This window comes from Pirellulaceae bacterium (assembly GCA_029243025.1).
GTDB lineage: Bacteria > Planctomycetota > Planctomycetia > Pirellulales > Pirellulaceae.
Genome location: JAQWSU010000045.1, coordinates 644,347 through 666,768, shown reverse-complemented (window position 1 = coordinate 666,768; position 22,422 = coordinate 644,347). Strand labels below are relative to the sequence as shown.

Sequence of the window (22,422 nt, the reverse complement as noted above, 5' to 3'; positions counted from 1 at the left end):
TTGGAATTCTGCTCCCCGTTGCTGACAAAAAACTGCCGTTCTTGATGAGCGGTGCATCAAGGAGATCGAAATGAGAAACGCTGTCGTCGTTGATTGCGTGCGAACCCCGGTTGGCCGAGCCCATCCAGAGCGAGGTTACTATCGCCACATCCGTAGTGATGATTTGGCTGTCTCCTGCATCGGCGCCTTGATGGAACGCTCAGGTGTCGATCCGGCTGTGATCGAGGACGTCATTCTGGGGAACACTCAACAGACCATGGAACAAGGTTTGAATGTGGCTCGAAATGTGGCGCTGATGGCTGGCCTACCCGTCGAAACCGGGGGGGCCACGATTAACCGGCTTTGTGGGAGTAGTCTGCAAGCACTCAATCAAGGGACTCACGCCATCATGGCTGGCTTTGAGGATGTGCAAATCGTCGGGGGTTTGGAGCACATGCAGCACTTGCCCATGGATTATGGTTTGGACTTAAATCCCAAGATGTTTCGGCGAACATCCAAGGGAGCGATGATGATGGGCGTTACGGCCGAATTCCTGGCGCAAACTAATGGGATCACGCGCGAGCAGCAGGATGAATTCGCCTTGCGCAGTCACCAACTGGCCATTGCGGCTCACGATAAAGGGTTGTTCGCAGCCGAGATTGTTCCTACCTACGCGTTGGACGAGGAGGGGGATCAAATCCTGGCGAATCGCGATCAATGTGTTCGAGCGGATTCGAATATCGAGGCGTTGTCCAAATTGAATCCGGCCTTTATGCCAAAAATGGGCACGGTCACGGCTGGTAACAGTTCGCCGCTTAACGACGGTGCTGCAGCCTTGCTAATCATGTCGCAGGAGTCGGCAGACGAGTTGGGACTTAAGCCTTTGGTTCGCATCGTTGGCACTGCCGTCGCAGGTGTGGAACCCTCCGTAATGGGGACCGGGCCGGTGCCAGCCACGAACAAAGTTCTGAAGCGAGCTGGATTGGAACTAAGCGATATTGGTCTGATTGAGTTGAATGAGGCGTTCGCCGCACAAGCACTGGCTTGCATGCAAATGTTGAAACTCGATGCAGATCGCGTCAATGTGCGAGGCGGTTCGATTGCCATCGGGCATCCCTTAGGGGCCAGCGGCGCTCGAATTGCGACCACCCTGATTCATGCCATGGTCGATGAGGATGTGGAGTATGGACTGGCAACGATGTGCATAGGCGCCGGGCAAGGAATTGCCACAGTTTTTCAGCGAATTTAACATTTGTCGACAAACTGGAGGAGCGGGTCCCGAAGGGAATTAGGGCTGAGAACGGGGTTCGATGATCGTGCCATTGCTTCACCTTCGTCGGCTACCAGAATATGATGAATAGTAGGCCCTTTCGCGTTTACGACGCTGAGTCGTTCGCGGGGGGCAGCGATCTCGGGAAAGGAAAGAACATGACCTTGGACGCCTCGCGTACGGAATCTGATCAATCCAGCCCAGCCGATGATGCTCCAAGAGAGTCGTTCGCGGAAACGGCCCTCAAGCTGGGGGGGAAGAGCGAGGAGGAGGCTCGCCGCACCGGGGTGATTGACTCGGCGGATGACAACGTTGAGCAACTCTTTAAGCCTCAGTATCAAACGATCAACAGTCCGGCCCATCGGGCCGTCTGGGATCGGGGGCTGCCGGTCGAACTGTTCCAATGCGAATCAACTGAAGCTCCGGCAGATATTCGTAAGGTGATGGACGACTCCGTCGGTGTTGTCAGCCGCCATCGTGACGCAGGTACACTGCTGAATGAAAATAAAAAGATCCCCTCCGTTGTTTTGGACGAGTTGGGTGAAGTCGGCTATTGGGGCCTGTTGGTTGATAAGAACTATGGTGGTTCGGGCACCGCTTTCCGCGACTTTGCGCCATTTTTGACTCGGATGGCCCTTGCAGATCCGACGATCGCTGGACTTGCCTCGGTCCACGGTTGTATTGGTGCTGTTGACCCGGTTAGTTCCTTTGGAAATGAAGAGCAAAAACAGCGTTTCCTTCCGCGTTTAGCAAGTGGTGAACGCTTGTCGGCATTCGCGCTTACCGAACCGGGTGCCGGATCGGACCTCACCGCTCTGAAAACACGTGCCGAACTCAAAGGCGATCACTACGTGGTGAATGGCGAAAAGCTGTTCATCACGAATGTCATTCCCGGGCGCACGATCGGATTGGTCTGTTTGATCGATAACACGCCGGCGGTCCTCGTCTGCGATCTGCCGGCCGAAGAGAACGATCAGTTCCAACTCCGTAAGTACGGATTGTGGGCTTTGAAGCACTCTTACAATCAAGGTATTATTTTCAAAGACTTTTTGGTGCCGAAAGAAAATCTGCTTGAACCGAAACGTGGCAACGGTTTGACAATTGCCTATCACGGACTCAATCTAGGCCGCGTTGCTTTATGTGCGAACGCTGCCGGTACGATGCGACTGATGATGGCCAGCATGTTGCCCTGGGCGGGTTACCGAGTCACCTATGGTGAAAAGATTGCGAAGAGAGAATTAGTGCAGAAACGGCTGGGACGATTGGCCGGAATGATCGTTGGTTGTGATGCTTTGGTTGCCTGGTGCTCGCAATTAATCGACAAAGGCTACCGCGGTGAAATGGAGTGCATTATTGCCAAGATTTTTGGCAGCGAAACGCAAAAAGAAGCGGCGATCGAGTTGTTCATGAAAACCCACGGTGGACGATCGTTCTTGCATGGCCATATGTTTGGCGACAATGTTCACGAATATCTGGCGCCCTGTATTTACGAAGGGGAAGGCGAGATGCTGGGGATGGCCTTCTTTAAATCGCTTGTTAAACAACACGGCACAACCTACTTTGAGCCGATTGGTAAAGCGTTGCAAGCGGCAGGGATTCGACAGCCTAATCCGGCTAATCCGGCCCATGCCTGGGCGCTTCGCAAGGTGATTACCCCTTATGCGAAGTGGTATCTGAGCGAGAAGTTCAGCGGGAAGCCCAAGGCGGCTTTGCCTTCAATGCCGGCCGCTTTAAAAGCTCATGCCGAATTTGCAGCGGATCAGTTGCAAAGAAGTCCCTTGGAAATCAATGGCGTGATGCAAAAACATCAGCTCAAGTTGGCTGATCGTCAATGCAGAATGTCCGAACTTTCCGCTCGAATCCAAAATTACGTGATTATTCTCTGCACGAGTATGAATGCGTCACGTTCCGATGATGAGGTCATTCATGCAGCAGCGGACATTCTTTGCCAGGATCTTCGGCGACAACTCTCTGGAAAGCGCCCCTCGGATCGCTACTTCCGCGCGGTAACCCAACTTGGCCAGCAGATTGTCGACGGTGGCTTCAAGTCAATCGCCGGTTTGAAACCCGACGAAGTCCTCATGCAGTACGACGCGGGGTAGACGGTCGGTTGCCAAAACGGGGGCAAGGCGGGCTTCCCCAAATTGGCCACGTCCGTTAGAAACCGGGCTCCCCAAGAACATTTCAAGGGTTGATCTTGGGTGAGGCCGATGCGGGGTTCGACCCCCGATCTTGGCGAGGCCTCTTAGCTCACTAGCCCTAGGCGGAGTGGTTCATGTCTCGTTATGCAGTCATCCTTGCTGCGGCAGGGAAGAGCAGCCGGTTTAAGGATCAGCATTACAAAAAACCGTTCATTCCGTTAGCGAATAAAGCCGTTTGGCTGCATTCAGCCGAGCGGTTTTTGAATCGGCCGGACGTCAAGCAACTGATCTTGGTGATCTCTCCGGAGGATCGGGAAGAGTTCCAGGTGAAGTTTGGAGCCAATGTTGCGATCCTGGGATTGGAGGTCGTCGCTGGAGGTGCTTCTCGTTTTGAGTCGATTCGAGCCGCGTTATCGCAGGTGCAATCCGATATCGATTACATCGCCGTTCACGATGCGGCTCGACCTTGTCTCGCGAATGAGTGGATTGATGATGTGTTCTCGGAGGCGGAAAAAACGGGAGCTGCGATTTTGGCCGCCCCGATAACCAGTACGCTGAAGTATTCTGCCAACGGAAAAACGATTGACGAAACGCGATCGCGTGACTCGCTTTGGGCTGCTCAAACCCCGCAAGTTTTCCGGCGAGATTGGTTGTTGAATGCGTACGCCCAAGTTGGCGATCAGCAGCCTACCGATGACGCGCAAGTGATCGAGAACGCAGGGCACGCGGTCTCCATCGTGCCAAGCACGATGGTGAACATAAAGATCACCTCACGTGGTGATTTGCGGATTGCCGAACAGATGATGAAAGCGCTGCCCAAGCCTAAGCTAGACGGGCCGGGGAATCCGTTTGCTGACGGTGACATGTGGCGGTGATTTGGTTGCCAGACAGGGCTAAGGAGCATCAGGCGGAGATGCTCCCTAGCTTGCCACCGAACACAACTCGCCTTACGCGAGTTGTTCTTGAGGTCGCAAATGTTCGACCCCATCGCTGTTAGCAATGACGACGATTCCATTGGGGCTGATGGTGAAGCCATTTGCACGATCCTCTTCGGGATCGATGCCGATTCGAGCTCCGGCCGGAATGGAGATTCCTTTGTCGATGATTGCGTTGCGTATGTGGGCTCGACGACCAACGTCGACGCCTTCGTAGACAATCGAACCTTCGACATGGGCATAGCTATTGATGCGAACGTTCGGGCTCAGAATGCTATGCTCCACCAAGCCACCTGAGATGATGGATCCGGGACAGATGATACTGTCCATGGCTCGGCCACATCGTTCATAATCACCATCCGCCCCGCTGAAAACAAATTTTGGTGGTGGGAAATTGGGTTGATAGGTTCGTAGTGGCCAGCGTTGATCGTACATGTTCAATTGTGGATCAACGGAGATCAGATCCATGTTCGCCTCGTAGTAGGCGTCCAAGGTGCCAACATCTCGCCAATATGCGTCGCCTTTGCGATTTTCGTCGCGGAAGGGAAATGCAAATACACGATGCGAATTGATGATGGCCGGAATAAGATCACGGCCAAAGTCGTGCGTACTCCGATTGCGAGTGGCATCCTGGCATAATTGCTCAAACAAAAAGCGAGCCGTAAAAACGTAGATGCCCATGGAAGCCAGGCAGTGTTCATCGTCACCGGGAATGGGACGAGGTTCGTCCGGCTTCTCTTGGAAGCCGACGATCCGTTGGTCGTTGTCGACTTGCATCACGCCAAATTGCTTGGCCGCGTCCTTACTGACGCGCAAGGCCCCGATCGTTAAGTCCGCGTTGCTCTCTTTATGGTACTCGACCATCTTGCGATAGTTCATCTTGTAGATGTGGTCACCTGCCAGGATCACAACGTATTCTGGACGCTCTTTTTCGATCGTGTAGATGTTTTGGTAGACGGCATCGGCAGTGCCCTGATACCATTGCTCGTCAATTCGCTGCTGGGGTGGCACGACATCGATGAATTCGCCCAGTTCGCGACAGAAAAAATGCCGCCAGCCGAGATTGATATGGCGGTCCAGGCTCATTGCCTTGTACTGCGTCAACAGCAGCATTCTTCGCAGACCACTATTGAGACAATTCGAGAGTGAAAAGTCGATGATGCGGTAGGATCCGCCAAAGGGAACGGCTGGCTTCGCTCGATCCCGCGTGAGTGGTTCTAAGCGAGAACCTTTTCCACCTGCCAAAACAACGGCTAGACAATTCTTCATCGACCTTCTCCGACTTCGTCTGGGTTGTTCGAATCACTGTTTGAATGGATTCTTCGCAGTGAATCCAGTTTCGACAGCCTCTGTATTGCCGCGCAAAGCGATTACTTTCCTGTTCGCATTCTATCGGTTTAGGCATTTGCGAAAAACAGGAAAACTGTAACCCCGTACTCTGGTCGGTTTGTGCAGGGTAATCCGGGCAAGCAATTTGTCCGCCATCACCTCGTAATTCTTTCTGCCGGCCCGCGACGTGTGACATTTATTCGTCATTCAGATGGTTTTCCTACCGCTCAAGGCAGAGGTACCTAGCAAAACGCCGATCCAACGAGCGTTTATTTCTTTCTGAAGCATCGAGAATTTGTTCGCCGGTCGATCTTTCGAATCGTCTAAAATGCATCCCGTGATTGGCCTGACCTACGAAGAATTACCGCAACCAAGTTCCGGTCAGGGGGGTGGTAGCAGTCGTTTCAGCAGGTTTTTCCTAGTCGAAACGAGGGTTGGTGAATTCGGTTTATTCCTTTGGCAAGCCGAAAAAAGGAGTGAAATCTCAAGCTCTGACGCACTGCTCCGCCAAGTTCAGTTTCAGATCGAACGTTACTTGGTGGGGAGATGCATCTTGAGGGACCCTGTTTTTTCTTGCAAAAAATTGGCCACGCTAAGCTGCCGATCGCCGATCGGCGGACGGAAGCAAGCAGCCGTCTGGCCCATAGTTTTCCTGGCTTGATTCTCTTTCAATATCTATTTCTGCGAACGACGAATTCCGTAAACGGCTCCACCGGAAATCCAGAATGATTTGAGCCGGGGTTGAATCGATGGCATCGATCGCACGGCGTTCCGAAAAGGAGAATTCTCGACCTTGTTGGTTCGCAGCTTGATCGAATTGCGGACGAGGTCAGATGTCGGAGTCGCTGTTACGACGGTCTTGGCCGCTGATAGACCTGTAAATATTGATTCGCAATGGATTCGACGTTGAACTCCTGTTGGACCCTCTCCTGAGCTGCTTTGCCGCAGCGTTTGGCCAAAGTTGGATCTTCGAGAAACGTCTGCGTTTTGCGAGCAAATCCAGCACGGTCACCGATCTTCACCAGAAAGCCAGTTTCTCCCGGCGTAATCACGTGTCGATTTCCCGCGATGTTGGTGGCAATCACAGGGATTCCGGCGGCCATCGCCTCCAACAGCGAGTTCGTAAGCGATTCAAACCGGTTGGCAAGCCAAAAGCAATCCAGGTGGGGTAGCAGTTGGGGCAGGTCATCGCGTATTCCCAGGAAGAGCACTCGGTCGCGGATTCGGACTTGGTCACGAAACTGGTGAAGCCGTTCTTCGTGGGGGCCACCGCCGATGACGAGCAAATAGGTGTCGTCCCTTACGACCTTCAGTAAGTCGGCAGCCCAGATTAAGTCCTTGATCCGTTTCTCGGCATTCAACGGGCCAACCGTTCCGATCATACGAGCATCGCTGGGTAGCTTTAATTTTTCCAGGAGATTGGCTCGCGACAAGTGTGGGGAACCGGGCTGCTCGACACCATTGGGAATCACGTGAATTTTGTTGGCTGAAACTCCACGCGTTTGGTAGGCGAGCTTGACTTGATCGTTTCTGACGACGTAACTGCTTGTCCACCTGGCGAGAAATCGGTCTGAGATTAGATCGGTGGTTGAGCGATCGCGTGACTGGGTCGGCTGAGTTGCGACGATTTGCGGCACGCCATGGCGAATTGCGGCGGCTCGGCCGATCCAATTTGCGGTGGCGGTCCAAGTATGAACAATGTCAGGCGACCAGTCCTTCATCGACTGGGACAATTGTTGGAACGTGTGTCCCCAACTCTGGTGTCGTGATTTTTTTGGAATCACATTGATCGATTGGCGTTCCAGTTCGCTTGCCAGTGGCCCGACGCCATTCAGGCTGAACACCTTGACATCAAAATCGGCGCGCGGCAATTGGCCGCTGAGCAGCATCATTTGTTTCTGCGGCCCAGCGTATTCGAGGGTGGGCACGATATGCAGCAAGCGTGTCGTCATGATGTTTGGGGTATTGACGGTGGGCCTCTGGCCTCAATCTCGCAGATCTTTGGGCTCTAAGCAGGCCACGTACGGGAGGTTGCGATACTCGTCTTGGTAATCCAGACCGTAACCGACAACGAACTCGTTGGGTATATCAAATCCGACAAAATTTGGTTCCAAATCGACTTCCTGTTGTCCCACCTTCCTCAACAGCACAGCGGTTCGAATTGATTTCGGTCCCAGCTTCTCCATCAAACTAATCAATTCGACCAGCGTATGTCCCGTGTCGAAGATGTCGTCCAGGATCAAAACATCGTGATTGGCAATTCCAGGCATCAGATCTGAGTTGATCACCAGAGGCCCGCGTTGGGTCGCCCCTCGATAACTACTAGCTTGAACGACTCCGACCCGTAACGGCATGCTTAGTTGGCGAATCATGTCTGCCAATAGCACAACGCTGCCCGTAAGAACACCAACGATAGTCAAGGGAAGGTTGCCGTAGGTGTCGGTGATTTCTTGCGACATTCGGGTGACGCCATTTTCTACTTGCTCTTGGCTGAGTAACGTCTTCATGGGTTGGAATCCCCATCGCCCAGTTCTTGATATTGGTCAAAGGTAATGGATATTCTCCTGATGGTACAGGAATTTTTTCACCCCGTTTGGGATAGGGGTGTCGGCGTTGCCGTTCAAACCTTTTCCTTGTCGACCGTTGCCCCGATCTCGGCCGGAACGACTGTCAACTTAACGGTCGCAGGCTCATGTTGAAAGCCGGCAAAGGTGCCGAGACGTGTTGCAGCGACAAAAAGCTGGTTTCAGCGGGGTTCGATCGATGAAATGCTGCTGGACTCATTCTGGGATCTGGAACGGATTTCATCTTGGCTTGATCGGCTGTTGAGGGCAGTCAATTCTGTTGTTTCATTTCGTTTCCGCCCCTGAGCTCTGTAAGTTCGGCAGGTGACTCGCAACGAAACTCACCCCCCCCCCAAGCTCCAGCTGTTTTCCTGCCGAAAAGGTGCTGCAACCTAATTTTGCCACGAGTCAGTCCGTTTCAATCGGCGGTGGCGATTCATTTTTTAGCGGTTGTCGACGGAGAAGCCACTGATCATGATCCACGATCGCGAACGGCGGTCGGAAACGCAGGGGTGTCAACAAGAAACTTTAGCAACGTTTGTCTCGCCGGCTGCCACACGAGGCCTTGGTTGTTTGGTCGGGCTGGCTCTGTCATGCCAACTTAGCCAATCGGAGTGATGGGAGTAATCGGCAGGACTTTCCGCGCATCGTCATTGCCGAGTGAGGGTCGCTGGGTTAAAAGAGACAAGCTGAGGCCGTCGCTCCATCGAACAGATTGGCGTTGGCGATTCGAATTATGTTGCAGACGGAGTGGGTTGAATGATGACGGCGGCAGGTTGGACAGAAGACGTGGTGGGTGGTCATGCTTGTGACCTTTTCGAGCCGACGGAACCAAATCCCAATGGTTATGTCGTGCTTTATCTTCATGGAGTTCATCTGGGACGTTTGCGGGACCAGCCACGCTTTACTGAACTATTTGAGCGGCATGGCTTGCGGGTTGTGGGACCGATCACGCAGCGAAGTTGGTGGACAGATCGTATTTGTCCCGAATTCGATGCGGAACTTACGGCTCAGCAACATCTGCTCACCAATGTTTTGCCCTTTGTCGAGCAGCGGTTGGGTGCGACGCCTCCACGGATTGCGCTGTTAGGAACAAGCATGGGCGGTCAGGGTGCTTTGAACTTGGCCTATCGCTATCCGGACACTTTTCCCATTGTGGCAGCGATTTCTCCGGCAATCGATTTTCAACAGCGTTTGGAGGAGATTGAAGACGAAACCGATCCGTTGTTACAAATGTATGAAGATCCTGAATCGGCCCGACAGGATACTGCCATTCTGCACATTCATCCGTTGAACTGGCCACGTGGGCAATTTTTTTGCTGCGATCCGACAGACGTTCGATGGTTTGATAGTTCGGATCGGTTACGGATGAAGTTGTCTTCACTGGGTGTGCCATTCGAATGTGATCTGGATACTTCAGCCGGTGGCCACGGTTTTGAGTATTACAATCAAATGGCTGAACCGGTGATTCAGTTTCTCGTCAATCGCTTGAACAGCGAGCGATTGCGAGTCGTCTGAGTCCCGTCGGGGTTAGCCTGGCGGGGGATTGAAGCATTGTCTCAAGATCACGACATACTGTTGCGTTCGAGTGAGCATCAGTAAATCCCCGCTTTTGTTGATCATGATGGGGTGGCCCAGGTTGTGGGCTTGGCTGGTACCACATCGTCCTTTGAGCCAAACAAAGTCGCCATGAAAATCAAATGCGAAAGCGAGTCGACGGAATGGTGTCGTTTCGCTTGGGGAAAGTCGAGCGTCAGTCGCGTTTTTGATCGTTTGGATTACCTTCTTCTCGACGAAGCGGTGAATCATTGAACTGTCGACTGATCCATCCGAAAAGTTGGCTGAGCCGATTGCACGAGTCAATTGCTTCGAAGTGAATTCGCTTTTGTCAATCTGAATCGAACCTACGCCTGTTGTCGTGGTGGAAGCCGCCGGCAACAGTTTTTCAAGAGAAATGTTATCTAGCGTGCCCGAAAATGTTCCCTGCCAATCACGCTCACGGTAGGCGATGTTAATTATGCCCTGTGCGGTAGCTTGATCGCCAAGTCTGGCCTTCAAACCCGCCGAGATCACATCGATGGGTAGTTTTTGTTGCTTGGTGTCGAAGGCGATGTGCGTTGTCAAGGGAGCGTCAGTTTGGTCTCTCCTAAGAGTTACTTCCAAATGGGGTGCATTCGTAGGTGGGTTCAGTTGAAACGCAAAGGTCGCGGCAACAGAATCGTCGGCCGACCAAGCTTGTCCTGAGACATCATACAGGTGTTGCTCGAGCTGATTGGATTGATTCATCAGTAGGACACTGCGGATATTGAATTGAACTCGTTTGTTTTTCAGTACCGCCTGTCCCAAAATGGCGTTGTTTACGCAATTCCACAGACGCCCACGTTGGTCCGAGACGAGAAGCAGTTCGTCCGCTTCGAGCTTGATTGTGTTTTCGGTGTGTTGGAGCGTCAACTGGTTGATCTGCCCAAGCGGCTTGCCTGTTTCCGAATCGTACAATCGCAGGTCGTTCAACCGTAGATGTTGTGGACGAGGATGTTCACTCAGGCCAATGCTGACCGTCACGCCAATTTGGCGGCGAATCTGACGTTCAATCTTGCGTGTGTGCGTCGGCAATGCCCACACGACCGACCATCCCAGAATCCCTAGGACAGGAGTCAAGCAGAGCAGCAGAAAGGCGCAGCGCACGGTACGGCGCTGAGTGACTTCACGCATGAGTCCGATCATCCCTTATCGGTTTTTTGCCATTTCGTGGAATAAATCCCACCGAGCTTTCATTTCAGCAAGACTGTCTCCGCCGAATTTATCAATCATCGCTCGAGCAATTTCAAAGGCAACCACATTCTCTACAATCACGCTGGCTGCCGAGACCGCACAAACGTCACTTCGCTCGTACTCGGCCTCTTCCTTTTCCTTGGTGTTTAGATTGATTGAGCCTAATGGTTTTCGCAAAGTGCTGATCGGCTTTTTGGCAGCTCGTATGATCAACGGTTGACCGTTTGTCATGCCGGCCTCCAAACCACCCGCATTGTTGGTAGGCCGCTCGTATCCCAGTGTGGCCGACTCGGTCGTCGCCTCGTCGTAGTTGATCGGATCGTGAACCTGGGAACCCGGGCGTCGGGCGGCTTCAAATCCTAAGCCGATCTCGACACCCTTGATCGCCTGTACGGCCATGACTGCGTGAGCGAGTCGACCATCAAGCTTGATGTCCCACTGTGCATGGGTGCCAAGGCCGAAGGGAAGTCCTTCGACTCGAACCTCGACAATACCGCCGAGGGTGTCCCCTGCCTTGCCCGTATTGTCAATTAACTCCTTGAACTCGGCGTCTTGTTTCGGATTCAGCGAATAGATAATGCTTTCATCTCGCAACTCACGATGTTGCTCGATCGTCCCTGCGATTGGATCGGCCGTTTTACCTCCAAGTTCCACGACGTAGCCAAGAGTTGTGACACCGAACTGGTTCAGCAGTTGTTTGGCGAGTGCTCCCGCTGCTACCCGGACGGCCGTTTCGCGAGCGCTGGCCCGTTCCAGAACGCCTCGGATAGACCCTAGGTATTTGATGGCGCCGGTGAGGTCACCATGCCCAGGACGGGGGCGTTGCAAATCGTCCAGTCGTTCGAGCTTGTAATCGCGGTTGATGACTTGAAGTGCGATCGGGCTTCCCAACGACGTGTTGTTCCAAATGCCGGTCAGAATCTCAACCCGATCAGTTTCGATTCGCTGACGTCCACCTCGTCCGTATCCGCCCTGACGACGTTTCAGCTCCTCGTCTATCGAATCCGTTTCGAGTTGGACGCCGGCAGGAAAACCGTCGATAAGTGCCAACAGGGTTTTGCCATGTGATTCGCCAGCCGTCCAATACCGCAACATAGTGGTCTGCTTTGTCCTGAAATGGAAATGAGGACCGTGCCCTCGTGGTCCGCAATGGTTGATCGACAAACCGGTTTAGTATAGTCGCGAAGGGCAAAAATCGATAGTGCGATTGGTGGCCGAGAGCGGTTCGTGCTGTCGCTGCCAGCGGTGACACTGCCGCTTCAATGGCATTCGAATTGAGCGGCTGCGAGTCGGGCCAAGGACGGCTGTCCCTCACAGGTCTCACTTGATTTTGAGCCAAAATGGCATCGTTCGGTCGAACTGGCAGGCGATCATGGCTCAATTGGAGTTGGGTGCTGTGCGAGAGCTTTCTGCGGAGGTAACTGATTCCATGTGGCGATTTGTCAAGCATCAATGGTTTTTGCTGCTGTTAGTACTTGCGCTCGCGTTGGGGTTTTGGTTGCCAACTCCGTTTTTAGCCATCGCTCATTCCACATTAATCCGAAATTTGATTGTTGCATCGATGCTATTTGTGATGGCTCTTCCTTTAGAAACGAGTGCTGTCTTTCAAACGATCCGGCGACCGGGGCCAGCCTTTTTGTCGAGCCTGATCAACATGGGGCTTCTACCGCTGATTGCATGGGCAATGTCATTTGGTTTGACAGGCGATTTAGCGATTGGTTTTGTTGTGACTTCGGCCGTGCCATGCACGCTCGCTTCTGCCGCTGTATGGACCCGTCGTGCAGGCGGCAATGACGCGGTTGCCTTGATGGTCACCTTGTTGACGAATGTCACTTGTTTTGTATTGACTCCACTTTGGATTGTCTTGATGACCGCCCAGTCCACATCGCTTCGTTTACCGGAGATGGTGACGAAATTGGCTTTGTTGGTTGTTTTGCCGCTGGTTGTCGCGCAGCTAACCCGGCGCGCGAAAGTCGTTGCCGCGATGGCCGCTCGCCGCAAGCAATTACTAAGCACGTTCGCGCAACTAGGCATGCTTTGCATGGTGTTGATTGGGGCTGTGAATGCACAGGAAAGTCTCGCTGGTATTTCGGCGATTGACTTACCGACGTTTCGCGATTTTCTCGTATTGTTGATTTTCGTTGTCGTGTTGCATGGAATCGGCTTAGTCGTGGGCGTGTGGGGTTCACGCTGGCTTGGATTTGATCGAGCGGATGCGATTGCGATCGCGTTAGCGGGTAGTCAAAAGACGCTGATGGTAGGCCTTTACATTACCATTAATTATTTTGAGGGGCTCGTTCTAATTCCCATGGTGATCTATCACATTGCTCAGCTTTTAATCGATACCATTGTGGCTGATTTCTGGCGACGAAGAGATCAACAGGCTGGTGCCGAAGCGTCGGCTTAGTCTTTGAGCGAGGGAGCAATTTCGGTCAGTGCTTTTTCAAAGGTGAATAGCGTGGGTCTGTCGAAGAGGACGAAAACGACTCGCTTTAAGCTTGGCTGCGCCAAAAGGAATGCAATCGATGTGTCCACTGCGATATGACAGGCTGCCTCAACAGGAAACCGGTAGACGCCCGTACTAAGGGAGGGAAAAGCGACGCTCTGACATTGATGTTCCTCTGCGAGGGTCAGGCAGCTTTGGTAGGCGGAACGCAACTGTGTCGCTTCTCCACGATTTTCTCCAGCCCAAACCGGACCGACCGCATGAATGACGAAGCGGGCTTCAAGTTTACCAGCGGTTGAAATAACGGCGGATTCCGTTTTGCAACCCTGAGGATATCGTGCCTGAGTTTCAGCCATGATGGCCGGGCCTCCCCGGCGGTGAGTGGCCCCATCCACACCGCCCCCGCTAGCCAGTTGAGGGTTGGCCGCATTCACAATGACATCTGCCCGCTGATCGGTGATGTCACCTAGGATGAGCTCAAGCCGCTGTTCAGCTTGGGACCAGATTCGCATGCTTTTTTCCTCGCTCCTCGTTGGCTCTGAATGGCTCCATTTCCGATTTTCAGCAGATTTTCGGTAACAGTTTGCAAAGCACACCCCGATTGACAAAGAATCGAGTCGTGGAATGACGAATAATCAAAGAGAGGCTCGATCACTGCTGGAACCTTTGGCTGAGTGTAAGTGATATGCGTGATGTTTTAAAAGTGATGATTGTAGGTGTTGTCCTGGTCCCTGTTGCCGAGGCACGCGACCTCTATGTCAACAATTTGACGGGTGACGATCGGGCGAGCGGAGCGGCTCCGCGAGTTGTTTCTGAGGGAAACGGACCGGTTCGAACTATCCAACGTGCTTTGCGGTACGCCGAATTTGGTGATCGAATCGTGTTGGCAAACACGGGAGAACCGTACCGAGAACAGGTGTCGGTGCAAGGTGCCCGAAATAGCGGTTCATCTCAGTCACCCTTTATCATTGAGGGCAATGGGGCCACGCTCGATGGGACCGCTCGGATTGCAGCTGATCTTTGGCAACCAGCAGGAACCGGCTTGCTTCGCTATCGGCCGCCACGGATCAGTTTTCAGAGACTGTTTCTCAACGGTCGACCGTTGGCGGCTCAATCCATTGACCGCAAGGGTCGCTTGGCCAGCCTAGCTCCGGGACAGTGGTGCATGTTTCAACAATCCATTCATTATCGTCCGGAATCAGATGTGCCATTGAATGAACAGGATTTAGGCGTCTCACTCCATTCGATGGGGATTACGCTTTATAACGTTCGCCATGTTGTCGTGAGAAATCTGTTCATTCAGGGTTTTCGACTTGACGGGGTAAATGCTCTCGATAATTCGTTTGATTGTCGGCTAGATACTTTGACGTGTCGCTGGAATGGACGCAGTGGCATTTCAGTCGGAGGTGCGTCCCGCGTTAAGGTGCAGGATTGTTTGTTAGAGGACAATGGTGTTGCCCAATTGCGAACCGAGGGATGGTCGCATGTGGTAGCGACCGATTGCAAATTTGTTGGGACGAACGCCTGGAAGATGGATGGCGGCCGTCTTTCTGTGGATGGCAAAGACCAAGAGCGTAAGCGAACAATTCCGATCAACGTCGACTCGTCGCCCTTGGATCGACCTTAGTCTCGAGCGATTGTTATTGCGGTTTATTTGCTGGCGGCTGTGGGTTTTTGTGGTCGGCCTTTTCGGACTCGACTTCTGTCAGGATCTTGCCAAGTTCTCGATGGCGCATCCAGTAGAAAACGATACCGATCGCGGCCACAGCGAATGTGCCGATGCGAAAGCAACTTGCCACGACGATTCCTCGCCCTTGTGCGTCTGCCGGGCTGAATAAGTTGTACATGAAGTCCATCACTAATTCGTAGCTCCCCAAACCACCGGGAGTGATCGGTAGTGCCCCAGCGACCGAGGCGATTGGACTTGCAACGAAGATCTGCCCGATAGAAGGGGTTGTCGAATAAAGGCTCGTTGCGGCGAAATAAATTGCGAACGCGGTAAGAATGTGGACCATTAGGCTGATTCCACCAATTGCCACCAGTCCCAGCTTATTATCGTGAAATAAGTACAGAGCATCCAACACCCGCTTAAAGAGGCCACCTAGCTTTGGGGTTTGAGTCAGGCGACGTGTCAATTTGCTCTGTGCGACCTGAGGGATCAGGGCGAGCGCCGCGACAATCGAGCCGATGCCCGTGAGCAGGTAGGTTCCATTGGCAATCACTTCCAGTTCTGTATCCTCATGACCGACGCCTGAGGCGAGCAGGGCTACCGTCGCGACGATCAGCAAGCCGTACAATCCGCATAGGCGATCGACAATGATGGTGCCGATCGCTTCGGCTCGGCGATCGTCTTGTTCTCGTGCAATAAACACGGCTTTGAACAAGTCACCTCCCATCTGTCCGAGAGAAATAAAGGTCAGTAGTTGACCAAGAAACCCGAGACGCATCGTGTCACGAAGACGGATCGGGATCTGAACGATTCGTAATAACAAATGCCAGCGAAAAAAGGAGATGGTCGCGGCCAAGATGATCAAACCAAAACAGCTAAACAGTCGCCAAGGTGAACGCGGGCCATCGGACAACATTCGAAGAGCATCGGGGTCATTTCTCCAGGTCTGATAAAAAAGAGTCGCGATAATGATGATTGGAATGATCAATCCGAGCAAACTGGCGAGTCGAGTTCGTAATAGATTTCGCAAATGATCGTTTTCTTCTGGTGAATCGAGTTGGAATTCGTTCACCTGGCATCGAGGATGGTCGCCACTCCTTGACATACTAGCCCGGTGGTGATACCGTTTTTTATCCGATCGGGTCCACGCTCGGTCTTGGGGGATTAGCTCAGTTGGGAGAGCGTCTGGCTGGCAGCCAGAAGGTCAGGGGTTCGAGTCCCCTATCCTCCATAGTTCATGCAAGCATTATCGTGAAGCAAGAGGTGTCTAGGCAAGACCCTGGCTGGTTGCTTTGTTGGAAGATGCTTCTCCGCAGATTGGCCTCGCCCAGTAGGCCATTACCTCTGTGCGGCCTTTCCAGGTGTATCGAGATGGGATTCATTTATCGGCGATTGCGAAAAGTTTTGTTGGACGTTTGGTATGGGAAAGGTGCGCCGTCGTCAGCGCAGGAACCGATCCTTCCGCCGGAGGGATACAACTGTCAACTTCCCGATTTCGTTGGTCTTGGAGCCATGAAGTGCGGGACGACTTGGTGGCATTCACTCATTACTTGTCATCCCCGGGTCTATGACAGCTCCTGTCTCATCGGCAAGGTTCAGCCGGCTTACTTGGTGAAAGAACGTCATTTTTTCGATTGCTTTTGCGAAAGAAACTTTACCGCAGCAGATCAAGCTGAGTATGCCAAATGGTTTGCAAGGCCCGACGGGATGCTGGCAGGTGAATGGACTCCGGCATATTTGTTTAGCTATTGGGTGCCGCCACTTATGAAAGCGACTGCGCCCAATGCGAAGTTCATTGTTATCCTTCGAGATCCTATCGATCGATTTGTTTCTGGCATGCTGCACCAGTTACGGGCAGATAATGCATTGCTAAAATCTGTGATCTCTCCGAATGCTATTGCGACCCTTCAGTTTACACACGGCCTTTATTTTCAGCAGTTACAGCGGTGGTTGGGGGATTTTTCGCGATCGCAATTCTTGATACTGCAATATGAAAAGTGCAAGCTCGAACCCAAGGTTCAGTTGCGACGGACATTTGAGTTCCTCGATCTTCCCGAGATTTCGTTCGATTCCATCAATTTTAGGGTGAGTAAAAATCGGACTTGGAATCGAGGCGATTACGTGCTGACCGAAGCCAACCGAAGATCGTTGATCGACGCCTATCGCGATGATGTCACGAAGCTAGGTCATGACTTCCCAGAGGTGGATTTTAGTTTGTGGAAAAACTTCCAATAGGTGGAAACGCTCTCAGTCAACTGTGTACTACTCATTTCGAGAGAATAAGTGGTGTATGGAAACTGATTTGGCGAAGAACGGATCGATTCAAAGTCTTTCCTTTTTGTTTTCGGTCTTCCGAAGTGTCTTCCCAAATTCGGTGCGACAGTGGGTCGATATTGGATCCCTTTGTTTGCCAGGATATTCTCAGTGGTTTGAGGGAGTAGATGATGCAAATTTGGGTCGATGCAGATGCTTGTCCGAGTGCGGTGAAAGAGTTGTTGTTTCGAGCAGCAGTTCGCACCAAGACGAAGGTGACGCTCGTTGCGAATCAACAATTGCGGATACCCAAGTCGGAATACATCGCGTGTGTTCCCGTACAGACTGGGATGGATATCGCTGACCGACGTATTGTCGAACTTATGGAACCCGGTGATTTGGTGATCACTGCCGACATTCCACTTGCGGCAAACGTGGTTGCCGATGGAGGTCAAGCATTGAATCCACGTGGGGAATTGTACACCGAAGCAAATGTGGGCGAGCGTTTGGCCGTACGCAATATGTTGGACGATTTACGAGCTGATGGGCAAGTTACCAGTGGTCCGTCTAACTTTAATTCGAAAGATAAACAGGCGTTCGCCAACCAACTCGACCGATGGCTGACGAAAGCAACGCGATAGTCAATAATTTATAGCAAGCGTTTGAGGCGCTTAGCGAGAGGCGCTTAGCGAGAGGCGATGGGGCGCTTGCTAGTCATCGAGGTTGATGGTGGTGTGCTCAATGGCCGCACGGACAGCAGCAAAGCTTGCACGAGTCACCAGTTCCAATTCGCTGTAGGGAATCAGGGGTGGGCCACCTTGTTCGATATTTTTCAAGAAAGCCGCCACCTCGGCACGATGCCCCTTGTCCATTTTTTGCCGCATTTTGGGTAGATCCCAGGCGTGGCCGTTCATGCGTCGCCAATTGGCAATTTCCAGCACGCGCCCTTCGCTAAAAATTGTCACTGTTTCTTTCGGGTACGCCTTGGGGCCATTGGCCAAATAGTGAATCGTGCTGATCGAACCGTCATCAAAAGTCATGCTAATTGAAGTCTTGTCATCTCGCGGGGTACCGCAATCTGGACCAAACATGACAGCTTGAATGGTTCGAATCGGATTTCCGACGAGGAACATGGCGAGATCAATAAAGTGACAGCCCTCACCAATGATTCGACCGCCGCCAACTTCCGGATCGTGATGCCAGGTGTCCGGTGGAATGTCGCCCGCATTGACAAGGATGTTGACAACAATGGGTTCTGATCGCGAGGCGAGTAATTCTTTCGCTTTGACAGCGTGGGGTGCAAAACGACGGTTGAAACCGACCATCAAGTGTTGTTGAGCATGCTTTTCATAGGCGGCGGTGACGCGCGCGAGGCCTTCGGCGTCAATGGCTAATGGTTTTTCGACGAAGACATGTTTGTTGGATTCAAGCGAATCGATCGTGAAATCCGCATGAGAACCATGTCGAGTGGTGATAAACACCGTGTTGATTTTATCGTTTTGTAAGATGCCCCGCGTATCAGTTGTCATTTCATCGGCGTTGAATTTTTTTCCTGCATGTTGGCTGGAGAGGCCACCGGCTGACGCAACCGAAGCAATTCTTACGCCGGCGTCTCGAATTGCCGGGAGCAGCACGCCTTTGGAGAATAAGCCGGCGCCGATCATGCCGACGACGGGTGCGGTCGGCGGGCTCACGACTGTTTTTGCAGTTGAGCGGCGGATGGTGCGGGTGAGCGGCGGATCGCCTTTTGGATACTGCATCACAACGCCGATGACCGAGCGGTCATTCAGGATTGCATCATAGGCTTGTGCAGCTTCAGTGTGTGGCATCGTGCGGGTGATGAGCTCCGCGACATTGATTTGTTCTCTTGCCATGGCGTCCAGGACAGCTTCGAAGTTCCGAGCAACCGTCCATCGGACAAAGCCTCGTGGGTAATCACAAGCTTGATCTTCGTAAGTTGGGTCATAGCGTCCTGGTCCATAAGAACAAGAGACTTGAAATGATAGTTCTTTTTCGTAGAAGTCAGCACGTTTTAGATTCAAGCCCACTGAGCCGATGAGGACAATGCGACCGCGTTTTCGACACATCGTAGCAGCTTGATGCATAATTTCATCACTGGGTGATGAAGCGGTGATGAGTACGCCATCCATTCCTTTCCCATTGCTGTAGGTCGTCGCTGCCCGAATTGGATCGCCGGTACTCGCATTGACGGTTTCGCAGCCCATTGCTGCAGCCATATTGCAACGTCCCTGGTCGACGTCCACTGCGAGAACTCCACAGCCTTGCGCACGCAGGAACTGAACCGCTACGAGCCCCAGTAAGCCAAGTCCCACAACGGTGAACCGCTCTCCAAAAGTTGGGTTTATCAGCCGAGTACCCTGAAGCGCGATGGCACCCATCACCGTGAAGGTTGCTGTGTCGCTGGAAACCTCTTCTGGAATGCGAGCCGCTAACGTCGATGGCACACACACCATCTCGGCATGGTTTCCATTGGAAGCAACTAAGTCACCCACATTGAAATCGCGGACGCCACGACCTACCTCGATGACTCGTCCAACATTGCAATAGCCCATCGGGATCGGTTCATCCAATCGACTGAAAACCGTTTCCAAGGTTGGCAGCAGTCCATCGGTTTTAATCTTGTCCAAAACCTGTTTCACTTTATCGGGTTGCGAGCGGGCTTTGGAGATGAGATTTCCTCGGCTGAATTCCACCAACATCCGTTCTGTGCCAGGAGAGATCAGGCTGTGCGTCGTTTGGATTAACAGGTGACCCGATCGAAGAGCTGGACAGGGAACTTCGGCCAGTTCGAGTTTGCCCGTGCGTAGATGTTGCAAAACTTGTTTCACGTCCGGAAGCTCCTTAGGGCGACGTCTCAAACGTAGCGAACTCAATCGGAATGTATGCGTACCTGTCGGAACTCGATCGTCAACGATTCAAGTTTCGAACGATCCGATTTTGACGCCTTTCATTGAAATGTAGGTTAATCCTTGGAATTTGCACAGAAGCGTTTGCCTACGGTATGGCGAGCCATTTGTTTATTTTAACTGTGATTCCAAAATCGATTCATGAAGCGGGCAAATAGTGAACGCCTCTGCACCAGCTGTAGGCAACACCGGTTTCGGTTCAATGCGTGGTTGTCTTATTTCGTTGCAACAAAATAATTGCCGGTATCATTCCCAATCGGCACTCGCCAGGCAATTCTCTATCAATGCTTGGTCTGTTCCGGAATTGTTCGCGTAATCATCTGCGACGCCGGTGATGTTGATGGTATCCGTCCTTCGGCTGTGTGGATTCATCGGTTTGGAAAACGTGTGCGTGTCGTGAGGCTTATTGGTAAGATCTACGCTGAGAAGGAAACGTTTCCGAAGACTTGGATCGAGACAATGGTGGTGATTTTTGACGGCCAGTTTCTCTGATGAATACTGCAGGACAAGGTCTTGTGGTGTGAGATCAGAGCGTCTGATTGGATTTGAAAACGGTTACTTGCCTCGATCTAACAGCCAGGCTGTATTTTGCTAGTCGATGCTTTTTCATTTTATGAGTGACTCCGATGGTTTTCAGATTTTATCCGTGGTGTGTGATCGCTGTTGTTCTTGTTATCGCGGAATTACCGGCAAGGGGTGAGGTGACGTGGCCTCAGTTTCGCGGTGTGAATTCAAGTGGTATTGCCGATTCGTCAGTCGCCGCACCGATTGATTTTGGACCTGATGAAAAGGTTCTTTGGAGTCTCAAGGTGCCCGAGGGGCATTCGTCTCCATGTATTTGGCAGGATGATTTATTCTTCACGTCATACGATTCAACCCAGAAGCTTTTAGAAGTGTGGTGTATTGACCGGCAGTTGGGCCAGGTGAAGTGGCGCAGACAGGTCCCCAGCAAACAGATCGAAAAGGGACATCCCGCGTTTAGCCCAGCGAGCAGTACCCCTGCAACCGATGGTGAGTCGGTGGTGGCCTATTTTGGATCTTGTGGTCTGATCTGTTTTGATCGCCAGGGAAACAAACGGTGGACCTTTTCTATGCCGACGGCCAAGACCTATGGCGGAAATGCGATTTCGCCGATCATTTGGGGCGATCGTGTAATCCTCTATCGCGGCACTTATTTTGATCACTTCCTGCTTGCGCTCTCAATGGAAACGGGGGAGTTGATTTGGAAAAAAAAGTGTGCGGGTCGGTTTGGACCTGACAAATCATGTACGGGAACTCCCATCCGATGGGAGGATCAAATTGTCTTGCATAGCTCGAATGGGATTGCCTCCTACCAGCGGGATGATGGCGAACTTGTTTGGTCGATCAAGGCCAGCACAACAGCGACCAGCACTCCGATTCTGGCTGAAGGTAAATTATTTGTTGCAACTTGGAATCAAACGGGCGAACCGGAACTCGTTCCAGAACAACCTGAATACGAACTGTTGTTGCAAAAGCATGATCAAGATGCCGATCAACGTCTCGACAAGAAAGAACTACCGAAATATCTCGCGGTCTTTCATCGTCCCGAAGGGGCCGATGCGGCTCAAACAAAAATGCCAATCATGTTCCGGAGTTTGGATCGTGACAGGAGTGGCTATGTGGAGCGGGCTGAATGGAATCGGTTTCGTGACCAACTAGGTGATCGAGGCGATCGTATCCGTGAACACGGTTTGCTTTCGGTTCAACTTAATGCAAAAGGAAAGGTGACGGATGCAAATGTTGACGTACTTGAACGCAAGGCAATACCGGAAGTACCATCTCCCATCTATCACAAACGTCGGATTTACATGGTCAAGAATGGTGGTATTCTCACCTGCATCGATTTGGTGAGTGGCAAACGATTGTATCGAAAGCGTATGGGAGCGACAGGGACCTATTATGCATCGCCCATTCTTTGTGGTGATGTACTCTATCTTTGTTCAGCTTCTGGGATCGTTTCAACGATTGATGTCAGCGGAGACACTCCCCGACAACTTGCTCGAAACGATCTTGCTGAACCGATCTTGGCAACTCCCGCGATTGTTGATGGAACGTTATACGTGCGAACGGCTTCCCAGCTCTACGCGTTTGATACAAAGTAGACTTTGTCGAGTTA

The 22,422-nt window shown here is 52.2% G+C and carries 17 protein-coding genes, 1 tRNA gene and 1 pseudogene; 11 read left to right on the top strand and 8 right to left on the bottom strand.

Annotated features, from left to right (window positions below):
• The first annotated feature begins 70 nt into the window (after positions 1–70).
• From P8N76_21505 to ispD, 3 genes are all read left to right on the top strand, one after another.
• Positions 71–1,228, top strand: coding sequence for an acetyl-CoA C-acyltransferase (locus P8N76_21505; protein MDG2384260.1), 1,158 nt, complete (start codon positions 71–73; stop codon positions 1,226–1,228).
• A 179-nt stretch (positions 1,229–1,407) separates the two neighbouring features.
• Positions 1,408–3,351, top strand: coding sequence for an acyl-CoA/acyl-ACP dehydrogenase (locus tag P8N76_21500; protein MDG2384259.1), 1,944 nt, complete (start codon positions 1,408–1,410; stop codon positions 3,349–3,351).
• Positions 3,352–3,524: 173 nt separating this feature from the next.
• Positions 3,525–4,265 (top strand): 2-C-methyl-D-erythritol 4-phosphate cytidylyltransferase, encoded by a 741-nt coding sequence (gene ispD / locus P8N76_21495; GenBank protein ID MDG2384258.1) that lies wholly within the window; start codon positions 3,525–3,527, stop codon positions 4,263–4,265.
• Positions 4,266–4,337: 72 nt separating this feature from the next.
• On the opposite strand, the pseudogene glgC reads toward ispD, so the two are convergent.
• The 3 genes and pseudogenes from glgC to hpt form a co-directional block, all read right to left on the bottom strand.
• Positions 4,338–5,600 (bottom strand): annotated as a pseudogene (gene glgC / locus P8N76_21490) (glucose-1-phosphate adenylyltransferase).
• Between the two features lie 902 nt (positions 5,601–6,502).
• Entirely contained in the window at positions 6,503–7,606 is a 1,104-nt protein-coding gene (locus P8N76_21485; GenBank protein MDG2384257.1) for a glycosyltransferase, read from the bottom strand.
• A gap of 33 nt (positions 7,607–7,639) precedes the next feature.
• Positions 7,640–8,161, bottom strand: a complete 522-nt coding sequence (gene hpt / locus P8N76_21480; GenBank protein ID MDG2384256.1) for a hypoxanthine phosphoribosyltransferase — start codon at positions 8,159–8,161, stop codon at positions 7,640–7,642.
• 816 nt (positions 8,162–8,977) lie between these two features.
• Between hpt and P8N76_21475 the strand changes: the two genes are divergently transcribed.
• Positions 8,978–9,736, top strand: a complete 759-nt coding sequence (locus P8N76_21475; GenBank protein MDG2384255.1) for an alpha/beta hydrolase-fold protein — start codon at positions 8,978–8,980, stop codon at positions 9,734–9,736.
• A gap of 12 nt (positions 9,737–9,748) precedes the next feature.
• Here the strand turns inward: P8N76_21475 and P8N76_21470 are convergent, their stop codons facing one another.
• Both P8N76_21470 and aroC read right to left on the bottom strand, forming a co-directional pair.
• The gene (locus P8N76_21470; GenBank protein ID MDG2384254.1) at positions 9,749–10,930 is read right to left on the bottom strand and encodes a hypothetical protein; all 1,182 of its coding nucleotides are present in this window, start codon (positions 10,928–10,930) and stop codon (positions 9,749–9,751) included.
• A gap of 15 nt (positions 10,931–10,945) precedes the next feature.
• The gene (aroC, locus tag P8N76_21465; protein MDG2384253.1) at positions 10,946–12,085 is read right to left on the bottom strand and encodes a chorismate synthase; all 1,140 of its coding nucleotides are present in this window, start codon (positions 12,083–12,085) and stop codon (positions 10,946–10,948) included.
• A 277-nt stretch (positions 12,086–12,362) separates the two neighbouring features.
• Here aroC and P8N76_21460 point away from each other — a divergent pair, with 277 nt between their 5' ends.
• Positions 12,363–13,397 (top strand): bile acid:sodium symporter, encoded by a 1,035-nt coding sequence (locus tag P8N76_21460; protein ID MDG2384252.1) that lies wholly within the window; start codon positions 12,363–12,365, stop codon positions 13,395–13,397.
• Here P8N76_21460 and P8N76_21455 read toward each other — a convergent pair.
• On the bottom strand, positions 13,394–13,948 hold the full coding sequence (locus tag P8N76_21455) for a macro domain-containing protein (protein MDG2384251.1): 555 nt from the start codon (positions 13,946–13,948) through the stop codon (positions 13,394–13,396). The genes P8N76_21460 and P8N76_21455 overlap by 4 nt on opposite strands.
• Before the next feature lie 173 nt (positions 13,949–14,121).
• On the opposite strand from P8N76_21455, the gene P8N76_21450 reads away from it, so the two are divergent.
• Positions 14,122–15,063 carry a right-handed parallel beta-helix repeat-containing protein gene (locus P8N76_21450; protein ID MDG2384250.1) on the top strand — a complete coding sequence of 314 codons (942 nt, stop codon included), beginning with the start codon at positions 14,122–14,124 and terminating at the stop codon, positions 15,061–15,063.
• Between the two features lie 13 nt (positions 15,064–15,076).
• Here the strand turns inward: P8N76_21450 and P8N76_21445 are convergent, their stop codons facing one another.
• On the bottom strand, positions 15,077–16,177 hold the full coding sequence (locus tag P8N76_21445; protein MDG2384249.1) for a lysylphosphatidylglycerol synthase transmembrane domain-containing protein: 1,101 nt from the start codon (positions 16,175–16,177) through the stop codon (positions 15,077–15,079).
• Positions 16,178–16,263: 86 nt separating this feature from the next.
• Here P8N76_21445 and P8N76_21440 point away from each other — a divergent pair.
• The 3 genes from P8N76_21440 (at position 16,264) to P8N76_21430 (ending at position 17,999) form a co-directional block, all read left to right on the top strand.
• Positions 16,264–16,336 (top strand) — tRNA-Ala (locus P8N76_21440).
• A gap of 140 nt (positions 16,337–16,476) precedes the next feature.
• Complete coding sequence (locus P8N76_21435; protein ID MDG2384248.1) at positions 16,477–17,340, top strand: sulfotransferase; 864 nt, start codon at positions 16,477–16,479, stop codon at positions 17,338–17,340.
• A gap of 206 nt (positions 17,341–17,546) precedes the next feature.
• Entirely contained in the window at positions 17,547–17,999 is a 453-nt protein-coding gene (locus P8N76_21430) for a YaiI/YqxD family protein (protein MDG2384247.1), read from the top strand.
• Positions 18,000–18,068: 69 nt separating this feature from the next.
• On the opposite strand, the gene P8N76_21425 is transcribed toward P8N76_21430, so the two are convergent.
• On the bottom strand, positions 18,069–20,207 hold the full coding sequence (locus P8N76_21425) for a bi-domain-containing oxidoreductase (GenBank protein MDG2384246.1): 2,139 nt from the start codon (positions 20,205–20,207) through the stop codon (positions 18,069–18,071).
• Positions 20,208–20,522: 315 nt separating this feature from the next.
• Here P8N76_21425 and P8N76_21420 point away from each other — a divergent pair, with 315 nt between their 5' ends.
• Together P8N76_21420 and P8N76_21415 are read left to right on the top strand one after the other, a co-directional pair.
• Positions 20,523–20,777 (top strand): hypothetical protein, encoded by a 255-nt coding sequence (locus P8N76_21420; GenBank protein MDG2384245.1) that lies wholly within the window; start codon positions 20,523–20,525, stop codon positions 20,775–20,777.
• Between the two features lie 134 nt (positions 20,778–20,911).
• Positions 20,912–22,408, top strand: coding sequence for a PQQ-binding-like beta-propeller repeat protein (locus tag P8N76_21415; GenBank protein ID MDG2384244.1), 1,497 nt, complete (start codon positions 20,912–20,914; stop codon positions 22,406–22,408).
• Positions 22,409–22,422: the final 14 nt, after the last annotated feature.

Excerpts from the sequence above, each read along its gene's own strand:
- P8N76_21505 (MDG2384260.1), top strand. The coding sequence starts at position 71 with ATGAGAAACGCTGTCGTCGTTGATTGCGTGCGAACCCCGGTTGGCCGA.
- P8N76_21500 (MDG2384259.1), top strand. The coding sequence starts at position 1,408 with ATGACCTTGGACGCCTCGCGTACGGAATCTGATCAATCCAGCCCAGCC.
- ispD (MDG2384258.1), top strand. The coding sequence starts at position 3,525 with ATGTCTCGTTATGCAGTCATCCTTGCTGCGGCAGGGAAGAGCAGCCGG.
- P8N76_21485 (MDG2384257.1), bottom strand. The coding sequence starts at position 7,606 with ATGACGACACGCTTGCTGCATATCGTGCCCACCCTCGAATACGCTGGG.
- hpt (MDG2384256.1), bottom strand. The coding sequence starts at position 8,161 with ATGAAGACGTTACTCAGCCAAGAGCAAGTAGAAAATGGCGTCACCCGA.
- P8N76_21475 (MDG2384255.1), top strand. The coding sequence starts at position 8,978 with ATGATGACGGCGGCAGGTTGGACAGAAGACGTGGTGGGTGGTCATGCT.
- P8N76_21470 (MDG2384254.1), bottom strand. The coding sequence starts at position 10,930 with ATGCGTGAAGTCACTCAGCGCCGTACCGTGCGCTGCGCCTTTCTGCTG.
- aroC (MDG2384253.1), bottom strand. The coding sequence starts at position 12,085 with ATGTTGCGGTATTGGACGGCTGGCGAATCACATGGCAAAACCCTGTTG.
- P8N76_21460 (MDG2384252.1), top strand. The coding sequence starts at position 12,363 with ATGGCTCAATTGGAGTTGGGTGCTGTGCGAGAGCTTTCTGCGGAGGTA.
- P8N76_21455 (MDG2384251.1), bottom strand. The coding sequence starts at position 13,948 with ATGCGAATCTGGTCCCAAGCTGAACAGCGGCTTGAGCTCATCCTAGGT.
- P8N76_21450 (MDG2384250.1), top strand. The coding sequence starts at position 14,122 with ATGCGTGATGTTTTAAAAGTGATGATTGTAGGTGTTGTCCTGGTCCCT.
- P8N76_21435 (MDG2384248.1), top strand. The coding sequence starts at position 16,477 with ATGGGATTCATTTATCGGCGATTGCGAAAAGTTTTGTTGGACGTTTGG.
- P8N76_21430 (MDG2384247.1), top strand. The coding sequence starts at position 17,547 with ATGATGCAAATTTGGGTCGATGCAGATGCTTGTCCGAGTGCGGTGAAA.
- P8N76_21415 (MDG2384244.1), top strand. The coding sequence starts at position 20,912 with ATGGTTTTCAGATTTTATCCGTGGTGTGTGATCGCTGTTGTTCTTGTT.